This window comes from Bacillus sp. JJ1533, assembly GCF_036965045.1.
Taxonomy (GTDB): Bacteria; Bacillota; Bacilli; order Bacillales; family Bacillaceae_L; genus Ferdinandcohnia.
The window spans coordinates 1-16,737 of record NZ_JBALOV010000050.1 but is presented as its reverse complement, the minus strand read 5'-3'; the positions used below and the strand labels follow the sequence as shown (position 1 = coordinate 16,737).

18 protein-coding genes are annotated in these 16,737 nt (G+C 38.4%); 3 read left to right on the top strand and 15 right to left on the bottom strand.

Going from position 1 to position 16,737, the window contains the following annotated elements; genetic code table 11:
• Positions 1-7: 7 nt before the first annotated feature.
• Complete coding sequence (locus V7138_RS23260; RefSeq protein WP_335402182.1) at positions 8-1,378, bottom strand: hypothetical protein; 1,371 nt, start codon at positions 1,376-1,378, stop codon at positions 8-10.
• A gap of 320 nt (positions 1,379-1,698) precedes the next feature.
• Here V7138_RS23260 and V7138_RS23255 point away from each other — a divergent pair, with 320 nt between their 5' ends.
• Positions 1,699-2,655: a D-2-hydroxyacid dehydrogenase gene (locus V7138_RS23255; RefSeq protein WP_335402180.1), complete on the top strand. Its 957-nt coding sequence runs from the start codon at positions 1,699-1,701 to the stop codon at positions 2,653-2,655.
• Between the two features lie 65 nt (positions 2,656-2,720).
• Here the strand turns inward: V7138_RS23255 and V7138_RS23250 are convergent, their stop codons facing one another.
• The 8 genes from V7138_RS23250 to V7138_RS23215 all read right to left on the bottom strand — a co-directional run bounded on the left by V7138_RS23250 (position 2,721) and on the right by V7138_RS23215 (position 8,962).
• Positions 2,721-2,951: an excisionase family DNA-binding protein gene (locus V7138_RS23250; protein ID WP_335402178.1), complete on the bottom strand. Its 231-nt coding sequence runs from the start codon at positions 2,949-2,951 to the stop codon at positions 2,721-2,723.
• Between the two features lie 261 nt (positions 2,952-3,212).
• Positions 3,213-3,464, bottom strand: a complete 252-nt coding sequence (locus V7138_RS23245) for a hypothetical protein (protein WP_335402175.1) — start codon at positions 3,462-3,464, stop codon at positions 3,213-3,215.
• A 132-nt stretch (positions 3,465-3,596) separates the two neighbouring features.
• Positions 3,597-5,180, bottom strand: a complete 1,584-nt coding sequence (locus tag V7138_RS23240) for a M2 family metallopeptidase (protein WP_335402172.1) — start codon at positions 5,178-5,180, stop codon at positions 3,597-3,599.
• A 53-nt stretch (positions 5,181-5,233) separates the two neighbouring features.
• Positions 5,234-5,620, bottom strand: coding sequence for a DUF2500 domain-containing protein (locus V7138_RS23235; protein ID WP_335402170.1), 387 nt, complete (start codon positions 5,618-5,620; stop codon positions 5,234-5,236).
• 134 nt (positions 5,621-5,754) lie between these two features.
• Positions 5,755-6,474, bottom strand: coding sequence for a YebC/PmpR family DNA-binding transcriptional regulator (locus V7138_RS23230; RefSeq protein ID WP_335402168.1), 720 nt, complete (start codon positions 6,472-6,474; stop codon positions 5,755-5,757).
• Positions 6,475-6,669: 195 nt separating this feature from the next.
• Positions 6,670-7,065: a VOC family protein gene (locus V7138_RS23225; RefSeq protein WP_335402166.1), complete on the bottom strand. Its 396-nt coding sequence runs from the start codon at positions 7,063-7,065 to the stop codon at positions 6,670-6,672.
• Positions 7,066-7,108: 43 nt separating this feature from the next.
• On the bottom strand, positions 7,109-7,996 hold the full coding sequence (locus tag V7138_RS23220; RefSeq protein WP_335402163.1) for a DMT family transporter: 888 nt from the start codon (positions 7,994-7,996) through the stop codon (positions 7,109-7,111).
• Between the two features lie 315 nt (positions 7,997-8,311).
• The gene (locus tag V7138_RS23215; RefSeq protein WP_335402160.1) at positions 8,312-8,962 is read right to left on the bottom strand and encodes a DsbA family oxidoreductase; all 651 of its coding nucleotides are present in this window, start codon (positions 8,960-8,962) and stop codon (positions 8,312-8,314) included.
• Between the two features lie 427 nt (positions 8,963-9,389).
• On the opposite strand from V7138_RS23215, the gene V7138_RS23210 reads away from it, so the two are divergent.
• Positions 9,390-9,608 carry a hypothetical protein gene (locus V7138_RS23210; RefSeq protein ID WP_335402158.1) on the top strand — a complete coding sequence of 73 codons (219 nt, stop codon included), beginning with the start codon at positions 9,390-9,392 and terminating at the stop codon, positions 9,606-9,608.
• Positions 9,609-9,753: 145 nt separating this feature from the next.
• On the opposite strand, the gene qoxD is transcribed toward V7138_RS23210, so the two are convergent.
• From qoxD to qoxA, 4 genes are all read right to left on the bottom strand, one after another.
• Complete coding sequence (gene qoxD / locus V7138_RS23205; RefSeq protein ID WP_335402156.1) at positions 9,754-10,038, bottom strand: cytochrome aa3 quinol oxidase subunit IV; 285 nt, start codon at positions 10,036-10,038, stop codon at positions 9,754-9,756.
• 1 nt (position 10,039) lies between these two features.
• The gene (qoxC, locus tag V7138_RS23200) at positions 10,040-10,636 is read right to left on the bottom strand and encodes a cytochrome aa3 quinol oxidase subunit III (protein WP_335402154.1); all 597 of its coding nucleotides are present in this window, start codon (positions 10,634-10,636) and stop codon (positions 10,040-10,042) included.
• Entirely contained in the window at positions 10,633-12,582 is a 1,950-nt protein-coding gene (gene qoxB / locus V7138_RS23195; protein WP_335402152.1) for a cytochrome aa3 quinol oxidase subunit I, read from the bottom strand. The genes qoxC and qoxB overlap by 4 nt, the downstream gene beginning before the upstream one ends.
• 280 nt (positions 12,583-12,862) lie before the next feature.
• A complete protein-coding gene (qoxA, locus tag V7138_RS23190; RefSeq protein WP_335402150.1) occupies positions 12,863-13,756 on the bottom strand; it encodes a cytochrome aa3 quinol oxidase subunit II in 894 nt (297 codons plus the stop codon).
• Between the two features lie 421 nt (positions 13,757-14,177).
• On the opposite strand from qoxA, the gene V7138_RS23185 reads away from it, so the two are divergent.
• Positions 14,178-15,044 (top strand): VanW family protein, encoded by an 867-nt coding sequence (locus V7138_RS23185; RefSeq protein ID WP_335402270.1) that lies wholly within the window; start codon positions 14,178-14,180, stop codon positions 15,042-15,044.
• 102 nt (positions 15,045-15,146) lie between these two features.
• Here V7138_RS23185 and V7138_RS23180 read toward each other — a convergent pair whose 3' ends face one another.
• Both V7138_RS23180 and V7138_RS23175 read right to left on the bottom strand, forming a co-directional pair.
• A complete protein-coding gene (locus V7138_RS23180) occupies positions 15,147-15,596 on the bottom strand; it encodes a flavodoxin (RefSeq protein ID WP_335402148.1) in 450 nt (149 codons plus the stop codon).
• 16 nt (positions 15,597-15,612) lie between these two features.
• A complete protein-coding gene (locus tag V7138_RS23175) occupies positions 15,613-16,320 on the bottom strand; it encodes a Crp/Fnr family transcriptional regulator (RefSeq protein WP_335402146.1) in 708 nt (235 codons plus the stop codon).
• Positions 16,321-16,737: the final 417 nt, after the last annotated feature.

The following is a 16,737-nucleotide window of genomic DNA, read 5'->3' as shown; positions in this document are numbered from 1 at the left end:
TCCTCCTTTAAATCCCTACAAATTTTAAATAACATGGAATGATAATCAGCATTACGATAGAATATTTTAAATTCCAACGAACAGAAACCTCGAAAAGGTCAGTTTTCATTAGCCCTGATAAAAGATTGTTTACTGCAGTTGCAGGACTTACTGTATTAGATATCCCCCAACCTGAAAGAAGAAGGATGGCAAAAAACTCATAAGAGATGCCAAGCATTGTCGGATCAATGCTCGTTACGATAATAGTAACAACTACGATAGGATGCAGCCCGATTACAGCTGTAAGAACTATTAAAAACACGATTGCATATGCAATTCCAATACTAAAACTAGAAAATACTACATTAAGTCCATTAACGAGTTCACTACTCCAGCCTGTCTTAACGAAAGCACCGCTAAAAAATCCTGCAATTAGAAATAAGACGATTTCTTTCTTCATCCTAGGAATCCCAGTGAAAATATGTTGTTTGAACTCAACTTTATATTTTTTCCATTCTCTCTTTAAAAGACACCAGATGAGCGGAAAAAGAGCGGAAAAAACACATATGATGAAGGTCATGCTTGACTCTGTCAATTTCTCCATGAAGAGGACTCCCACTATCATCAATAGGAGAAGAAAAAATAGTTCTGCTACTTTTCTTTTTGCCTTTTTTAGCTCATTTGTATCACCTTCTGCTTGTTTCAGTTTTGTACCTTTTTCCAACCTATAGGGTCTCTCGAATAAATAACTCACAATAAGTGCGATACCACTAAGACCAAGTGAATAAAAGAGAATATCACCCCATTTAACTGGAAGGGAACTAGTTATTAGAGCCATCGCAGAGAAATATGGGGCCCAAAATATGGTACTAATAAACCCCCTATTTATGCATGCGGCAATCATCTTATTGTTTTTGATATCTGAAGCTTTTGAAAGCTCGTGGATGATTGATATGGCACCAATGTTCAAGACAACACCTAAGATATGAGATAGCAGGCTCGAACCTGCAAAGAAAAAATTAGGGTTGTTCATTCGCGTTGACAGTACCAACTTAAGAGCATTAACATATCCTCCTGTCCGCACCGGAATCCCGAGAAGTGGGGTGAACAGGAAAATAGCAACAAGAGTAAGATTTATTCTTGCAGCATCAAGCCACTCACGAACTGTTGCGCCGTAAGAAATCATGAAAATTATACCAATGATTAATAGAATGAGGCTGATAATCATGAGTGAGCCCCGGATACGCGGAAGAATCCAGATAACTACAGTAATTATCATGATGGATACTATTGCTTTTACCGATCCTACAGGAAACAATTCAAGAGTGACATATCCAATAGCAAGAAGGCAGATAATCATACCCTGAGTTCCAATTGGCTTTTGGATGGGTGTTTGCACACTTTACTCCTTTCTCTGGGCACTAAAAAAACTCAGTCCCCTAGCGTGGAACTGAGTTTTTACTATAAGACAAGGCTTTATTAGAGCCTTCCCAATAATCACCCAAATAATATACACTTATTATATTTATTTATTAGGAAAATTTCAATAATTATGTAAGATATAACTAAATACATAGACTTTTTATTAATAGCTTTGAATAAAACACGTACTTGACTGTTTAGATTGGTACTTGGAAAAAGTTCACCATGTTCGACTGGTATAGCAAGCTAGTCTGTATTACTATAAGATTAAATTAATTCTAGGATTGGGGGAACACCATGTCAAAGCTAGTTATTACGCAAAATATTGAGCAATTACATCTAGAACAAATTCAAGCAATTATTCCTGACTGGGAGATTGTTGCTGGGCGTGATTCATCTGTTTGGTTGGATCATTTACAAGATGCTGAAGTGATTGTTGGTTGGAAAAAGGAGATTGCGGAGCATTGCATCAATAATGATTCAAAGCTTCGTTGGCTGCAAAGCTGGAGTGCGGGAGTTAATAGCATGCCTCTTCCAGAGATGGAGAGAAAACAAATTCTGCTTACAAGTGCAAATGGAGTCCATGCTTTTCCGATTTCAGAAACGATCTTTGCATTGATGTTAGGTTTAACGAGAAAAATTCATACATATGTACGGAATCAGCAGGAGAAAAAATGGCATCATGCCGATATGAAGCTTGAGATTCATGAAAAAACGATTGGTATTATAGGGGTAGGTCACATCGGAAAGGAAACGGCTAAGATTGCAAAAGCTTTTGGAATGACTGTCCTTGGCATTCGCCATTCAGGACGTGAAGAGGAATTCGTCGATGAAATGTATACAACAGACCAATTATCTGATGTATTGCCAAGATGTGATTACGTGGTTATAACTTTACCTCTGACAAATGAAACTCATCATTTATTTGGAGCAAGCGAATTTAAGCAAATGAAGTCATCAGCATTTTTCATTAATATTGGACGCGGTGAGATTGTGGTTGAGGATGAATTGATTGAGGCACTTCGTTCGGGTGAGATTGCCGGGGCTGGGTTGGATGTGTTTACAAAAGAGCCGTTAGATCAAGACAGCCCTTTGTGGACTTTCGAAAACGTCATTGTGACACCACATACATCTGGTTCAACGGAGCATTACACAAAGCGTGTCATTGAAGATATCTTTATTCCCAATCTGAAGAGCTATGCCCAAGGTGGGGTCCTACCGAAAAATGTTGTGGATTATAAAAAGGGATATTAGGGACAGTCGTACTGTCCCTTTTTGTCAACATGGTGGGAAGCGGAACCTATCCCTATGACTCAAACTCAATCCTCGTCTTTTACGTCGATATCCTCGGGAATAGGTTCGTTGAGCCATTCTTCGTAAAGCTTTTTGTATTTTTCAATTTGTTCAACCGTTGTATTAAATTGGTCTTTATTCAAGAGGTACTGTTCGCCATCAAAAAGGGCACGCACCTTTTTTTCTTGAATAAGTTTTTTCACTAGTTCTTCTGGAATTGATAAATATTCTGCTGTTTCTTTAACTGTTAAGTACAACCTACTTCATCCTTCTTTACCTTCTGATTTTGTATGCACGTCTTTCGGCGTATTCCGAGCATGGATTGCACACCTTAATTGTATTCCCTTTATCATCAACATACTTTCGCAGAGGCTTTATTTTTCGTTTACAAATTGCACATTTCGCACCAAAAAAAGAGAACATCTACACCCTCCTTTTGATTGTAACATGGGAAGAAAGCTCAGTCTTAACTTTCACAACCTAAGTCAAAAAAGCCTTAACGCTTGTTGAGGCTTCATTTACTTTTTGCTATTTTTACCGAACTTTTCGTTTCCGCGTTTAAAGTTTCCCGTAACTTTAGCAAGCAATAACTGTATTTTTGTTTTATCATCTTCAACTTCTTTAATCTTTGCTAGTAGTCTTTCAGCCTCCTTACCCTTTATTATTTTGATTTGCTTTCCTGAATAATAGACCAGTACCATTCCGCTTTTCGTAATTTGATAAGTAAATGGTTCATCGCTTAATCGATTTCTTTTATCTATTTCACTCACTTTATAATCTCCCTAACGACTATCTCGAGATAAATTATGTTTTTAATTCACTACATGTGTCTTTAACTGTTAGTAAAAATCGTTTCGTATAATGAAAATTCATTGGGGGTGAATGCCCCCAATGAAGAAGTTTCACTTTGTATTCACTGCAACAAATTGATCAACGAAATGCTGTGGATTTAATTTCTCTCCAGTGGCTCTTTCAATTTTTTCATTCCAATTATATAACGCGCCAGGCTTAAAGAATTCATTCAACAGGAATTCTCCCACTTTTTCTGTAAAGAGATCAGTTGAGATGTTCTTCTCAATATAGCGCTGAAGCTGGGAAGTTGTGAGTTCACCAAGCAAATAGTTTTGATAATACACTGGAACCAACGTAAAGTGAATCTTCGCAGCCCAATGTGGATAATCCTGGTTTTCAGGTGGTGTCAAATATTGAACCTCGCTAACTAGTTTCCACCATAAACGATTCAAATCTTGATCAGGATTTTCATAAAGCTCGCGTTCAAAGAACACAAACGTCATAATCCAACGCCCCGCGATCAGCATTTGACGGCGTAAAGATTTATCAATAAGTGGCTTTATTTCATCCACCTTCTCTTTGTCCAATCCTAAAAATTGCTGAAGCCACTCAGGATTTTTGCCGAAACGACCATATAACATCGCAATTGCTTCGGTTGTTAATGTATGAGCCGGGCTGCGCAATAAGAATGGTAGACTACGATCGATATATTTAAAATAGACTGCATGCCCGTATTCGTGAAGCATCGTATTGGACCAATAATCAGAAGGCAAATTATTGCTTAAAACGCGCACATCCCCCTCGCGGTCAATATCGGTACAGAATGCATGTTGATTTTTCTTCTCTCTTGGATATAAATCGCTTTTTTGAAGCATATCTGTAATATCCATCCCCATTTTAGCGAAGGTCGCTGCTGATAATTCCTCCAGATTTTTCCCATCATAAAAGGGATCTAAGTCTAATTCTTTTAATGGGGGTGCCTCTTGGAAAAATGGATCCGCATAATGCCATGGACGAAGGTTCTCGACCTTAATTCCAAATCGTTCTGCAAGCTCTTCATCCATTTCCCCTTTCACCTGACGGAATGGCTCATCGGAGAGTTCCTTTAACTTTGTAAAAATCGAAAAGATTTCTTCACGGTCAAGCTCCTGTGATGCAAAGCTCATTTGATGGAAGTTATCAAAGCCTAATGAACGAGCTGCCTCATTTCGCTTTTTCACAAGTATTAATAATTTTTCTTCGACTTCTTTTGCGATTTGCTTACTTGCATGCCACGCTTGTTCTCTTAGTTCAAGGTCATTGCTTTTAATTAAAATTTGACGCACATCGTTTTCTGATACTTGCTTTCCATTCAATGTCGCGCGGAATGTGTTAAACACACCCACTAATTCCGTTGATAACTGAACCATTTCCTTTAACTTATCTTCTGAAAGTTGGTTTTCAAGCATGTTTGAATATAAAAGCACAAGCTGGCGTTTTTGGACAGGATCCTCCGTTTGGTCTATGTATTTTTTCACCTGTTCGAAGCGTTCCGCATCTGAAAAGTAAACACTATATGCGGTGTCCGCTTCTGCTGATTTCGCATTCCACTCGTCCTCCCCAGTGGTCGCTGCCATCCATGAAGCTTCTGCACTATTTATATGTAATTCTCGAATTGCTTTATTTTGCTCCTCTAAAAATTGTTGTATTGACATTAATGAACCCCCTCCTCTTTACCCTATAATTCTAGAAAAATTGACAGAATCCTTTAATTTCTCATTCTTTCAAACCCTAAATATCGCGTTCCTTGAAATGTAAGTTTCCCCATATCCCCTTCAGCAAGTTGACCATATTCACCACCAGAAACCTTAAATTCTGAACGATCCCCACTCTCAAATTCAAATGTCACATAGTAACTAGTGGATGATGTGACATGGTCGTGGTGATGTGGTTCTGTATGATGATGGGTATGTCTGCTAACATGTGTCCGCTTTGTTTTTACGAGTGCAGGAACACTAAGTTTAGGTGAATCTTCATTCTTTTTCCACTGACTAATTCCCTTTCCCATATTAAAAATAATCAGTCCAATCACAACAATAAACATAATCATCACAAAAATTGGGATAGCATTGAAGACCGCATCACCTGGATACATAAACTTCCCCCTTTTTAAGGTATCTATAGTAGACAAATACGCATTAATAAGCAGAAAGTTTCATAGTTCGAAAAATATTTATGAAAAAAGACCTTTTGGCAAGTCACTGTCCAAAAGGTCTTCGTACTTATTCATTATTCGCCTAGGTCAACGTTGTGGTATACCTGACGTACATCTTCTAGGTCTTCTAGAGCATCAATCATTTTTTCAAACTTTTCTTTTGCATCGTCCGGAAGAGTGACATCGTTTTGTGCGAGCATGGTTAGTTCCGCTACTGTAAACTCAGTAATTCCTGCATTTTTAAAAGCTTCTTGGATTGCATGGAATTGTTCTGGCTCCGCATACACGATGACAGAATCCTCTTCTTCAAGAATGTCGCGTACATCTACATCTGCTTCCATTAACAGTTCCAGAACTTCATCAGCCGTTTTGCCTTCCACGCCGAAAACAGCAGTTGCATCAAACATGTAAGCTACAGAACCGCTGACACCCATGTTACCGCCATTTTTACCAAAAGCAGCACGTACATCTGATGCTGTACGGTTGACGTTATTTGTTAAGGCATCCACTATCACCATGGATCCGTTTGGCCCAAAGCCTTCATAGCGCAGTTCATCGTAACTTTCCTCAGAACCACCCTTTGCTTTTTCAATTGCACGGTCAATGATATGTTTTGGTACACTGTATGTTTTCGCACGCTCAAGAACGACTTTTAAATGTTGGTTTGATTCAGGATCAGGCTCTCCTTGTTTTGCTGCTACATAGATTTCACGTCCAAATTTTGCATAGATTCTACTTGTATTCGCATCCTTGGAAGCTTTCTTTTCCTTAATATTATTCCATTTACGTCCCATCTTGAACACTCGCTTTCAACGTATCTTAAATTAGAATGTAAGTTTTGACTTCTACAAAAAGGCAACCGTTCCACAACCTACATTTTGAACAAATTATATTATACTCCAACAAATAGCGCTTTTCGAGAAAAAAATAGAAGAAAATGTAACCAAAAAGCGCTTAGACTTTATCATCTAAGCGTTTTGGCTCTCATTTTATGCTAAATTCAGTTGCCAAGAAACACCGAAGCGATCATTCACCCAGCCAAATTTCTTACTGAAACCATAATCACCTAAAGGCATTAATTCTCCTCCGCCTTCTTTTAACTTGTGATAGAGTGTATCGATTTCTTCTTCCGTACTGCAGGTTAAATAAATTGAAAACGAAGGTGTAAATGTAAACTGATGCTTTATATTGCTATCAATGGCCATGAACTCTTGCCCTTTTAATGTAAAAGTTGCATGCATGACAGTCCCTTCGTCCCCTGGTTGATTTGCTCCGTACCGAACAATATTTGTAATCTCGGAATCCTCAATAATTGATGTATAAAAATTCATCGCTTCCTCCGCGTTACCTTCTTGAAACATTAAAAATGGGGTGACTTTTTCCATAATGATATTCTCCTTTAAATTCAATGCTTACTTTAAGTATTCCTTATAGTGCTTTTTTGAAGTCACTCGATTCTTCCATGAGGGATTCGCGAGTACTTTTACTATTTACAAACCATATCCCTACTAAGACAAGTAATATCCCCGCTAACGTAATAATGCTTAAACTTTCATTCAAAAAAAGGTATCCAGAAATAACACCGACAAGTGGGACAATCAATAAAGAAGTCGATGCCTTGCTTACTTCTGTACGTCTCAAAATTTGATTCCACATGACAAAAGCAAGGGCTGAGGCAACAACTCCAGAAAATAGAATATATATAACCGGCATGATGCCCCAATTTGGTTCACTAGTTTCAAATGAAAGAGTGTATACCAATATACCTACCGCCCCAATCGTCATTTGCCAAGTGGTAAACTGAATGGTATCACAATGTTCTAATTTTAATTTAAATAGCAAACTAGCTAAAGCCCAAGATATAGCAGAACTTAGTGCTAGTAACACGATCCAAATGGATCCGCCAAAATGGATATTCATAGCGAGAAATAACCCCATGATACCGATCACAATTCCAAATGTCTTCCTAGCCGTTAACCGTTCACCAGGAATCCACCTATGCGCCATGAGTGATAGAAAAAGTGGCATACTGTAAGTCAGAACAGAGGTAAGACCTGCGCTAATATAGTTAAGGGAAATTTGAATTGCGATGTTAAAATAAGTGGTTTGGAGTAATCCACATAAAACGAACCACTTGAAATCGGATTTACTCGGCAATGGTATTTTCTTTATGAAACATAAAGCTAGGAGGACGATGGAACCTGTGACAAATCTCCATGCTGCAAACTCGCCAGGAGGAAAAACACCGTTTCCCAATTTCATAACAATAAAATTAAATCCCCAAATGAGACACAGAATAGCTAAAGATATAAACATCAGGATGATCTCACCTTTTTATTCTTTCTTTTTAAAGTACTTAAGTTCTTCTTCTTGGATGTTGAAAATCACCTTTGCGTTCATGAAGAACAGCCGTAACACGGGTATCCTGTCTCAAATTGGTAAAGGATCCAGCAAAATGTACACATTCTATAGTACATTGAACATGTTATCAAAAAGAGAATTAGATTGTCCATCTCAACTGGGAAACGTGATTGGTACCATCCTTTTTTCTATAAAAGAAAAGTACAAAACCATATTGGCTCTGTACACCTTCATACTTTTTTTATCTTTTCTCTGATATACTAGACCTGATTACTGTTCAGGATTTTCTTCTTTCCAAACCTGCTGGAGGGCACCTAGGAAAGTAGAGGTTGGCTGCGCACCAGAAATGGAGTATTTTTGATTGATGACGAAAAATGGAACACCGGTAACACCAATTTGTTGTGCAATTGATTCGTCAATTCGTACATCATTTGCATAATTCTTTTCGTCTTTCAACACATCAAGCACTGCTTGCCGTTCGATACCTACAGATTCCGCAAGATCAGCTAATACCTCATGGTCACTGATGAGTTTTCCTTCTATGAAATAGGATTGAAGGAGAATCTCAGTCATTTCTTTTTCTTTCCCCACCGTTGCTGCATATTTTGCGAGGCGATGTGCATCAAATGTATTTGTATGCTTCATTTTATCAAAATTATAATCTAACCCGACTTCTGCAGCTTGCTGTCCAACATTTTCATTCATTTGCTTTGCCTGTTCAACGCTTGTACCGTATTTTGAAGCAAGCAATTCATGGATACTCTCTCCTGAATATGGCTTTGCATTCGGATCTAATTCGAAACTTTTGAATTCCACTTCGACTTGATCACGATTTGGAAAATGCTCAAGTGCATGCTCTAAGCGACGTTTTCCTACATAACAGAACGGACAGACAAAATCCGACCAAACCTCAATTTTCATTTTTACACCTCATTTAGGTTAGTTTTCCCTATGGTAACACATTGGATTGTTAAATGCTCTATTGGTGACTTCGGTTTTTATTTCCCTTTTTCGGAAGCCAAAATACTTTTGAGTCGTTATCGGAAGGGTGGTTTGGTTGAGCGTTTAGCGCAAGATCATTGTTGCGGTACATGCTTGGGGGCATACGGATCCAGCATGTCACACAAGGCCACTTTTGTAGTACATGCTTATAGAAAACAACCTCTACCATGTAACGCAAGACACACTTTTCCGTTACAACGCTTTATTAGCCCTGCTTCAAACGTTTAAAAACAGCGCTTAAGCCCCTAATTTCCACATCCTATTATTAAATTTCGAACATTTAGTGAAAAATATTTGACAATTTTGTGAACAAGGTGAATAATTTATAGTAGGAGGATGAGGAAAAATGAAATTTACTATGCTTGAGGCTGTTAAGTATTTTGGGGGAACAGTGCTTATTGCCGGTATCATTATTTTTTGTCTAGGATTCTTTGGGAGCGGTTCCAGTGTGTTAACACCGATTGGAATCGGAACAGTGATGGGGGCCATTTTTGTCTTTTTAATGGGGCTGTTTTTAATTGCATCTGAAGAAATGTTACTTAAGGCACAGGGTTCAAAAGAATAAATAAACATTCGTTTACTTATAGGCTTAGCCATCAATCGGCTAAGCTTTTTATTTTTCCTCACAAAAAAGATACGCATATACACGCAACATATATTCTTGTGAAAAATAAAGGAGTGTCTCAACAAGAGACACCCCTTTACCCACCTTAGGACATATCCCAAACAAGCAGGAATAGTGTACCAAAGATTGTAATTAATCCTATAAAAATCATGAAGTATACATTTGCGTAAATTGCCCATCGATCCTTTGTTTCGCCAGCGTGCATGAATACAATCAGCTGCACCAATGCCTGCACAAATGCTGTAACAATAAGAATTGTTATACCAACTGTAAAGGAAAGATCAAGGAAGTACACGGAAAGCGCAATAACTGTAAGAAGCAATGAAAATACAAAGCCACTTATTTGTTTAGCTGGAAAAAGTTCTCTCATATTACATCATTCCTTTCAAATAGATGAAGCTGAAGATGAAAATCCAGACGACATCTAGGAAGTGCCAATACAATGAAAAGATGAATGATTTACCAGCCGTTTCTGCATTTAAGCCTCTTTTTCTAATTTGGAGGATAATCATAGTTCCCCAGAACAATCCAAATGTCACGTGGATTCCGTGTGTTCCTAAAGTTGTTAGCAACATCGCTGTGAATGCACTTGTTTGTAGACCTGCGCCAACATGAACATAGTGAACAAACTCATAGATTTCGACACCTAGGAAGGTTAGACCTAGAAGCAATGTCACCACGAAGAAGCCGATCATTGCCTTTTGTCTGCCGATGCGCATCGCATGAACGGCAAGACCAATTGTAAAACTACTAGTTAAAAGTAAAAATGTTTCAATTAACACAGGTGTAATTTCAAAAATTTCTGCACCTGACGGACCGCTTCCAATACGGTTCTCTAGTGTAAAATACGATGTAAACAAGGTTGCGAAAAGCATGATTTCTGCACCTAGGAAAACCCAGAAACCAAATATATTTAACTCGTTTTGGTGCGTACTATATTCAAGAGGTTGCGAGTGTCCTAGCTTCATAGTTTAGCACCTCCAAGTTTTTCTTCTGTTTCTATTACTTTTTCAACTGGAATATAATGTCCATGATCCTTTTCAAATGAACGGTATGCCATACATACAAAGATAGCAATTGTTGAAATAATCAACAGTGGCCACATTGCAAATACGAATGAGAAGCCCCATACAAAGAAAATACTACTCATGATAAATGGAAGCCCACTTTTGTTTGGCATGTGAATTTTTTCAATCTTACCTGGGAATAGCTTATGCTTTTTCTTTTTGTCATCCCAGAATGGTTGACTTGAGTTCACATTTGGAGTTAACGCAAAATTATACTCAGGAACTGGTGTATGTGTTGCCCACTCTAATGTACGTGCATCCCATGGATCGCTTCCGATATCTCTTGATGCGTAGCGGATACTATGGTAGATGTTATACACAATCAGAGCAAATCCAATTGCCATAATTCCCGCACCGATGAACGAAATCATGTTCAATGGACCAAAACCAGTGCTTTCAGAGTACGTGTACATACGACGAGCCTGACCGTCTAATCCTGAAATGTACATTGGGAAGAATGCAAGGACAAATCCGATTGAAAGTGCCCAGAACGTCCATTTTCCAATACGTTCATTTAGCATAAATCCGAACATTTTTGGCCAGTAATATGTGAGTGCTGCGAGCATCGCAAACACAACACCTGGAATAATCGTGTTATGGAAGTGTGCCACTAAGAACATTGTGTTGTGGTACTGGTAGTCTGCAGCTGACATCGCAAGCATTACCCCTGTTACCCCACCAATTGTAAACAACGGAATAAATCCAATTGAGTAAAGCATTGGTACTGTAATACGGATTTTACCTTTCCACATTGTGAATAACCAGTTAAAGATTTTCACACCAGTCGGAATAGCAATCAACATAGTTGAGATTGAGAAGAAGCTGTTTGATGCAGCCCCTTGCCCCATTGTAAAGAAATGGTGCGCCCAAACTAGACATGAAAGTACTGAGATGATGACCATTGATCCAACCATTGATTTGTAACCATATAGGTTTCTTCCTGAGAAGGTTGAAATGATCTCACTATAGATACCGAATGCAGGTAGGATTAAGATATATACTTCTGGATGCCCCCAAACCCAGAATAGGTTCGCCCAAAGCATATCCATTCCACCGTTTGTGCTTGCAAAGAAATGTGTTCCAAATAGACGATCCATTGTTCCCATTGCTAACAAAACGGTTAAAATTGGGAACACTGTTACAATAATGAGGTTAGCAATTAAAGTAGACCATGTGAACATTGGCATTTTCATCAATGTCATACCAGGTGCTCTCATTTTTAGAATCGTCGTAATCATGTTGATACCTGTCATTAATGTTCCCAATCCAGAAATCTGTAACGAGATCATATAATAGTTCGTTCCAACTGATTTACTGAACTCATTGCCTGCAAGTGGGAAATATGATGTCCAACCTGCGTCAGGTGATCCCCCGATTACAAAGGAGATATTAAATAGCATTGCCCCCATAAAGAAAAGCCAGAAGCTAATCGCATTTAGACGTGGAAATGCGACGTCACGCGCTCCAACTTGCAAAGGTACAACATAGTTCATAAAACCCATGATAAATGGCATTGCCATGAACATGATCATGATTACACCATGTGTTGTAAAAATTTCGTTATAATGCTGCGCGTCTAACAGCTTAGCTTCAGGTGTGGCAAGCTGAGCACGCAACATAACTGCATCCACTCCACCACGGAACAACATGATTAAAGCGGATATTAAATACATGATACCAATTCGTTTATGGTCAACGGTTGTTAACCATTCGCGCCATAGATAACCCCATTTTTTAAAATAGGTTAAACCAGCGACGATTCCGATTACGGTAAGTCCTATTGCAACCATCGCTGCATAGATGGCTGGACTAGGATGTGGTATGGCAAAACGTTCGAAGAATTCCATCCGTTTGTTACTCCTTTCAAATGAAGTCAAAATTCGGCGTTCAAGATTTATTTGTTTGAATTATTCAAAGACATTTTTTTAATGAATCGTTCGTTTTTGTTTTCGAGACATCGTATCAGGGACATTATTTACTTTCAACCTTGTGTTTTGTCCGTGAATAGCTCTGTCAAAGACATTTTCCGGTATCACACTGTATGTCTTGTCCTCGAGACGCGGTTCCAAAAACAATTCAATGACTTCTCACGAAACTTTTGTCCATGAATAGCAAAATTCCTATAAATTAATGCTCATCGTGCTCCGAATTAGCTTCGTGAGCTTCGTGACCCTCTTCAGTATCACCTGATCCGTGATCATGCTCTGGTGGTGGTGCAAACTCTAAGTGAGTTCCGGTAAATGTCATTTGTCCAAGATGCCCTGGTTCTAGCAACTCATCAAATTTCTCTTCTGTTAGAGGTTTGGCAGTTTCTTTAACCTCATCTACCCATTCCTCAAAATCCTTTGGAGATACAGCATTTACGCTAAATGTGTTCTCTGCAAATCCTTTCCCACTGAAGTTCGCATTTCGACCCATTAATTCGCCCTGCTCATCAGCCGCAAGATGCAATGTTGTAATCATATCGGCCATGGCGTATTTTTGCCCGCCAAGCTGAGGAATCCAAAAGCTTGTGATTGGTCCGTATGAATAAAGTCTAAATTCAAGTGGTCGGTCTGTTGGAATGTATAAGTAATTGACTGTTTCAATATCCTCTTCCGGATAGCTAAAATGCCATTTCCAATCGGAGGACGACGCATAGATCACCAATGGCTCTTGATCTTCGTAACCTTGTGGCGCAGACTCTACGATGTAGTTACTCTGAACCGATACGACTGAAAGATAACCTACAATTAAAATTGGAATCCCGATACAAATGGCTTCTACCCAAGGGTTCCCCTCAATATGTGGTGGCTCGTAATCCTCTGGCATTTTTGAAGCCCGATATTTAACAAGCATATATATTAACAATACAAAAACGACAATAACTACTACTGCCATGATTCCAATTGAGAGTAGGATATCATGGGCTTGCCTTGCAGCTTGAGGACCTTTTGGGTCTAAAACCATTACTGGTTCACATCCCGTTAGCACTGTGGCAATAGTAATAACCATTGAAAAGAAAAACCATTTGATTTTCATAAAAGTACTCCTTTCCGAATAGATGCTCTTATTTCACAACTATGTACGTCGTACTGGATTTGTGTACAACTTCACAAAGTTGTCAAAAATTTTTTAGCTACTTGTAATATGTAGCTAATTATATTCTCAATCTTTTCTTTGAAAATTTTATCACTGTGTAAATGATGATAACATCAAGAACCTAAAAAAGTTGTTACAGAAAACGGAAGGAAGTTTTTGTCAAAAGAAAATCTCATTAACATAAATGCCTCAAACCTTGATGTGATGCATATCACAGGTGTTTTTTTCGTTTTTGAACATTTTGTTACAATATTAAAGTTAAAAATTTCCCACCATCATTAATGGAATTTCAGCTATTCATCCATACTATAAAAAACGATGTTTCGTTAGGGTGGTGGGGACACTGAAATTATTATGGGCAATGATGCTTTTCTTTTCTGTACAGCAATTCCATCCTCAGGATAATCTATATATCACCTATAAAGGAAATCCAATTGCCACGGTGAATCGGGCTGAATATTCACTTCCCTTGGTTGGTGTTCCTATATTGGATACGAAAAAATATACAGACTTTCTTTCCTATTTAGATGAACAAGTATATGAGGAATCAAAGGATGCAAAGATTGGCAAAACGGGTGAAATCATTAAGGAACAAGTCGGTGTAAAATTAGATAAGGATAAATTCACAAAGTTATTTTACTCTAACTTTTTTGGAAAAGGGGATTTCCTTGAGGTACCCATTGAGAGAACCTATCCAAGGGTAGATAGTGAACTTTTATCAACCATTCGTGTTAAAAAAATTGGGCAGTATGTGACCCATTTTAACTCATCCAATAAAGAACGTTCTACAAATATTGCTCTTTCAGCCGCAGCGATTGATAGTTATGTCCTTTTTCAAAATGAAACCTTTTCATTTAATAAGGTCGTTGGAAAACGAACTGCTGCCAGGGGTTATCAGCCGGCACCTGAAATCATTAGAGGTGAACTGATCGAAGGAATCGGGGGTGGGATTTGTCAAACCTCCTCTACCCTATTTAATGCCGTTGACCTTGCCGGGGTTGAGATCGTGAAGCGCTATTCCCATAGTAAACGTGTCGGTTATGTTCCTCCGGGACGTGATGCAACAGTAAGCTGGTATGGACCTGATTTTCTCTTTAAAAATACATATAATCAGCCGATATTAATTCGGGCAAAGGTTTACGGCGGATCGCTTATTGTGACTATTTACTCTTCAGAGGATATCAATTATACGCCTCGAAAAATCACTCCTAAAAGAAATAAGGGATAGTCAACTTTTTCAGTCTGGGTGAATATGGTAGATGTTCGGTTTTAATATATAGACATATCAAAAGCCTTTCGGTTATTCCGGAAGGCCAATTGTGTGAAATTTTTACAAAGCAATTAGTTTTTCAGCAAATTGTCTGCCAAATTCTTTGCAAATTATCTCGTTTTTGTCGTTTGGAGTAAGTTCAACTTTTAAGGGATCCGCGATAATGTCAGCACCACGTTCTTTGAGTTTCTCTACTAGTAAGTCAACGGCACCTCCGAAATTTGAGTAAAGTGCGCTACCCGAACCAAACACCGTACTTTTTTTAAAATGAAAATCCAGATGGTCCATTTCATCGTAAAAGTCTAGTAATTCATCGGGGAGTTCGCCTTCCCCCCATGTATAGCTTCCTATAAGAATTCCATGGTAGTTCACGAGTTCATTAGGATCTATTTCAAAGCATTCTTTCACGTCAAGTTGAACCCCTTTTTCCTCCACACCTTCTGCAATATACGTTGCCATCAATTCAGTATTCCTTGACATACTTGCATATACGAGAATGGCATTGTTCAACGCAATCACCTTTTCCTTAGTTGTTTGCCTTATTTCTAAGCTCTTCTAGTTGTTTTATGATGATTTTCCTTTGTCCTTTTAATTCAATGAGGCCTTGGTTTTGAAAGGATGAGAGCCTGCGGCTGAGTGTTTCCTGAGAGGTTCCAAGATAGGATGCAAGATCTCCTTTTCGAATTGGTAAGTGAATCGTCATTGATTCTCCACTTTGATCTTCGATTAGTTCTACTAGGTAGCTTGCGACACGCTTTTCCACATCCTGTGTGTTTAATTTTTCAATAAGCGATTCCGTTTCATGGAGGCGGCTCGTGAATTCCTCTAGGATTTTTAGTGAAATGGTTGGATATCTAAGGAGCAATTGATGAATGTCCTGCTGCTGAATGGTACAAACCTCCGTATCTTCCATTGCCTCCGCAAAGCTAGTTGTCATCGTTTTTGAAAAAAGAGATAGTTCCCCGATAAAGTCACCTTCTTCAACAAATCGGATAATTTGTTCCTTTCCGTTCTCAGTTATTCGGTACATTTTTACAAAGCCTTTATGGACAATAAAAAGTTGTTCAGCAAGTTCATCAGCATGGAATAAAAGCTCACCTTTCTTGAGGCGTTTGCTTACTGCAACCTGTGAAATTTCGACCATTTCAGTTTCGGTTAAATGGTTAAAAATCGGAACCCTGGAAATACATGAATTCTTTATATGAAAATCGTGATTACAAGAATGACAAGACATTATCTTCTCTCCTTTGTTTATCGTTCATTCGCCCTTTGATCGTTTAACGTTTAGAACAATTAACTCTAAGATAAACATACCAGATATAAGGAAAACCACCTTTTACAACACCGATGATTAATAAAGTTGTCACAATTGCAATCATGGTCTTTTTGCTCACCTTTATTATAAATGTGGGCGGAAAGAGAAACTTTGACGTAGGTCAAAATTGGAAAGTACTTGTGCAAAAACAAAGGGAATTCTTTCAAACTTATAAAATATGAAGTGAGTGTCAGTGTCCAGGATGTATTTGGACTGAATTGACCAAAAAGCTTGGTTACATGTCAAAATCAAGGCAGCTTTTGGATTCAAACCTCTGAAAATCTCAATGGCATGTTAGAATCAACCGCCCTTTCTGACTCTTCCCACTGAAATAAG

What these genes read in the sequence shown, in the direction of transcription:
- V7138_RS23255 (WP_335402180.1), top strand. Translation starts at nt 1,699, where the DNA reads ATGTCAAAGCTAGTTATTACGCAAAATATTGAGCAATTACATCTAGAA.
- V7138_RS23240 (WP_335402172.1), bottom strand. Translation starts at nt 5,180, where the DNA reads ATGTCAATACAACAATTTTTAGAGGAGCAAAATAAAGCAATTCGAGAA.
- V7138_RS23235 (WP_335402170.1), bottom strand. Translation starts at nt 5,620, where the DNA reads ATGTATCCAGGTGATGCGGTCTTCAATGCTATCCCAATTTTTGTGATG.
- V7138_RS23230 (WP_335402168.1), bottom strand. Translation starts at nt 6,474, where the DNA reads ATGGGACGTAAATGGAATAATATTAAGGAAAAGAAAGCTTCCAAGGAT.
- V7138_RS23225 (WP_335402166.1), bottom strand. Translation starts at nt 7,065, where the DNA reads ATGGAAAAAGTCACCCCATTTTTAATGTTTCAAGAAGGTAACGCGGAG.
- V7138_RS23220 (WP_335402163.1), bottom strand. Translation starts at nt 7,996, where the DNA reads ATGTTTATATCTTTAGCTATTCTGTGTCTCATTTGGGGATTTAATTTT.
- V7138_RS23215 (WP_335402160.1), bottom strand. Translation starts at nt 8,962, where the DNA reads ATGAAAATTGAGGTTTGGTCGGATTTTGTCTGTCCGTTCTGTTATGTA.
- V7138_RS23210 (WP_335402158.1), top strand. Translation starts at nt 9,390, where the DNA reads ATGAAATTTACTATGCTTGAGGCTGTTAAGTATTTTGGGGGAACAGTG.
- qoxD (WP_335402156.1), bottom strand. Translation starts at nt 10,038, where the DNA reads ATGAGAGAACTTTTTCCAGCTAAACAAATAAGTGGCTTTGTATTTTCA.
- qoxC (WP_335402154.1), bottom strand. Translation starts at nt 10,636, where the DNA reads ATGAAGCTAGGACACTCGCAACCTCTTGAATATAGTACGCACCAAAAC.
- qoxB (WP_335402152.1), bottom strand. Translation starts at nt 12,582, where the DNA reads ATGGAATTCTTCGAACGTTTTGCCATACCACATCCTAGTCCAGCCATC.
- qoxA (WP_335402150.1), bottom strand. Translation starts at nt 13,756, where the DNA reads ATGAAAATCAAATGGTTTTTCTTTTCAATGGTTATTACTATTGCCACA.
- V7138_RS23185 (WP_335402270.1), top strand. Translation starts at nt 14,178, where the DNA reads ATGATGCTTTTCTTTTCTGTACAGCAATTCCATCCTCAGGATAATCTA.
- V7138_RS23175 (WP_335402146.1), bottom strand. Translation starts at nt 16,320, where the DNA reads ATGTCTTGTCATTCTTGTAATCACGATTTTCATATAAAGAATTCATGT.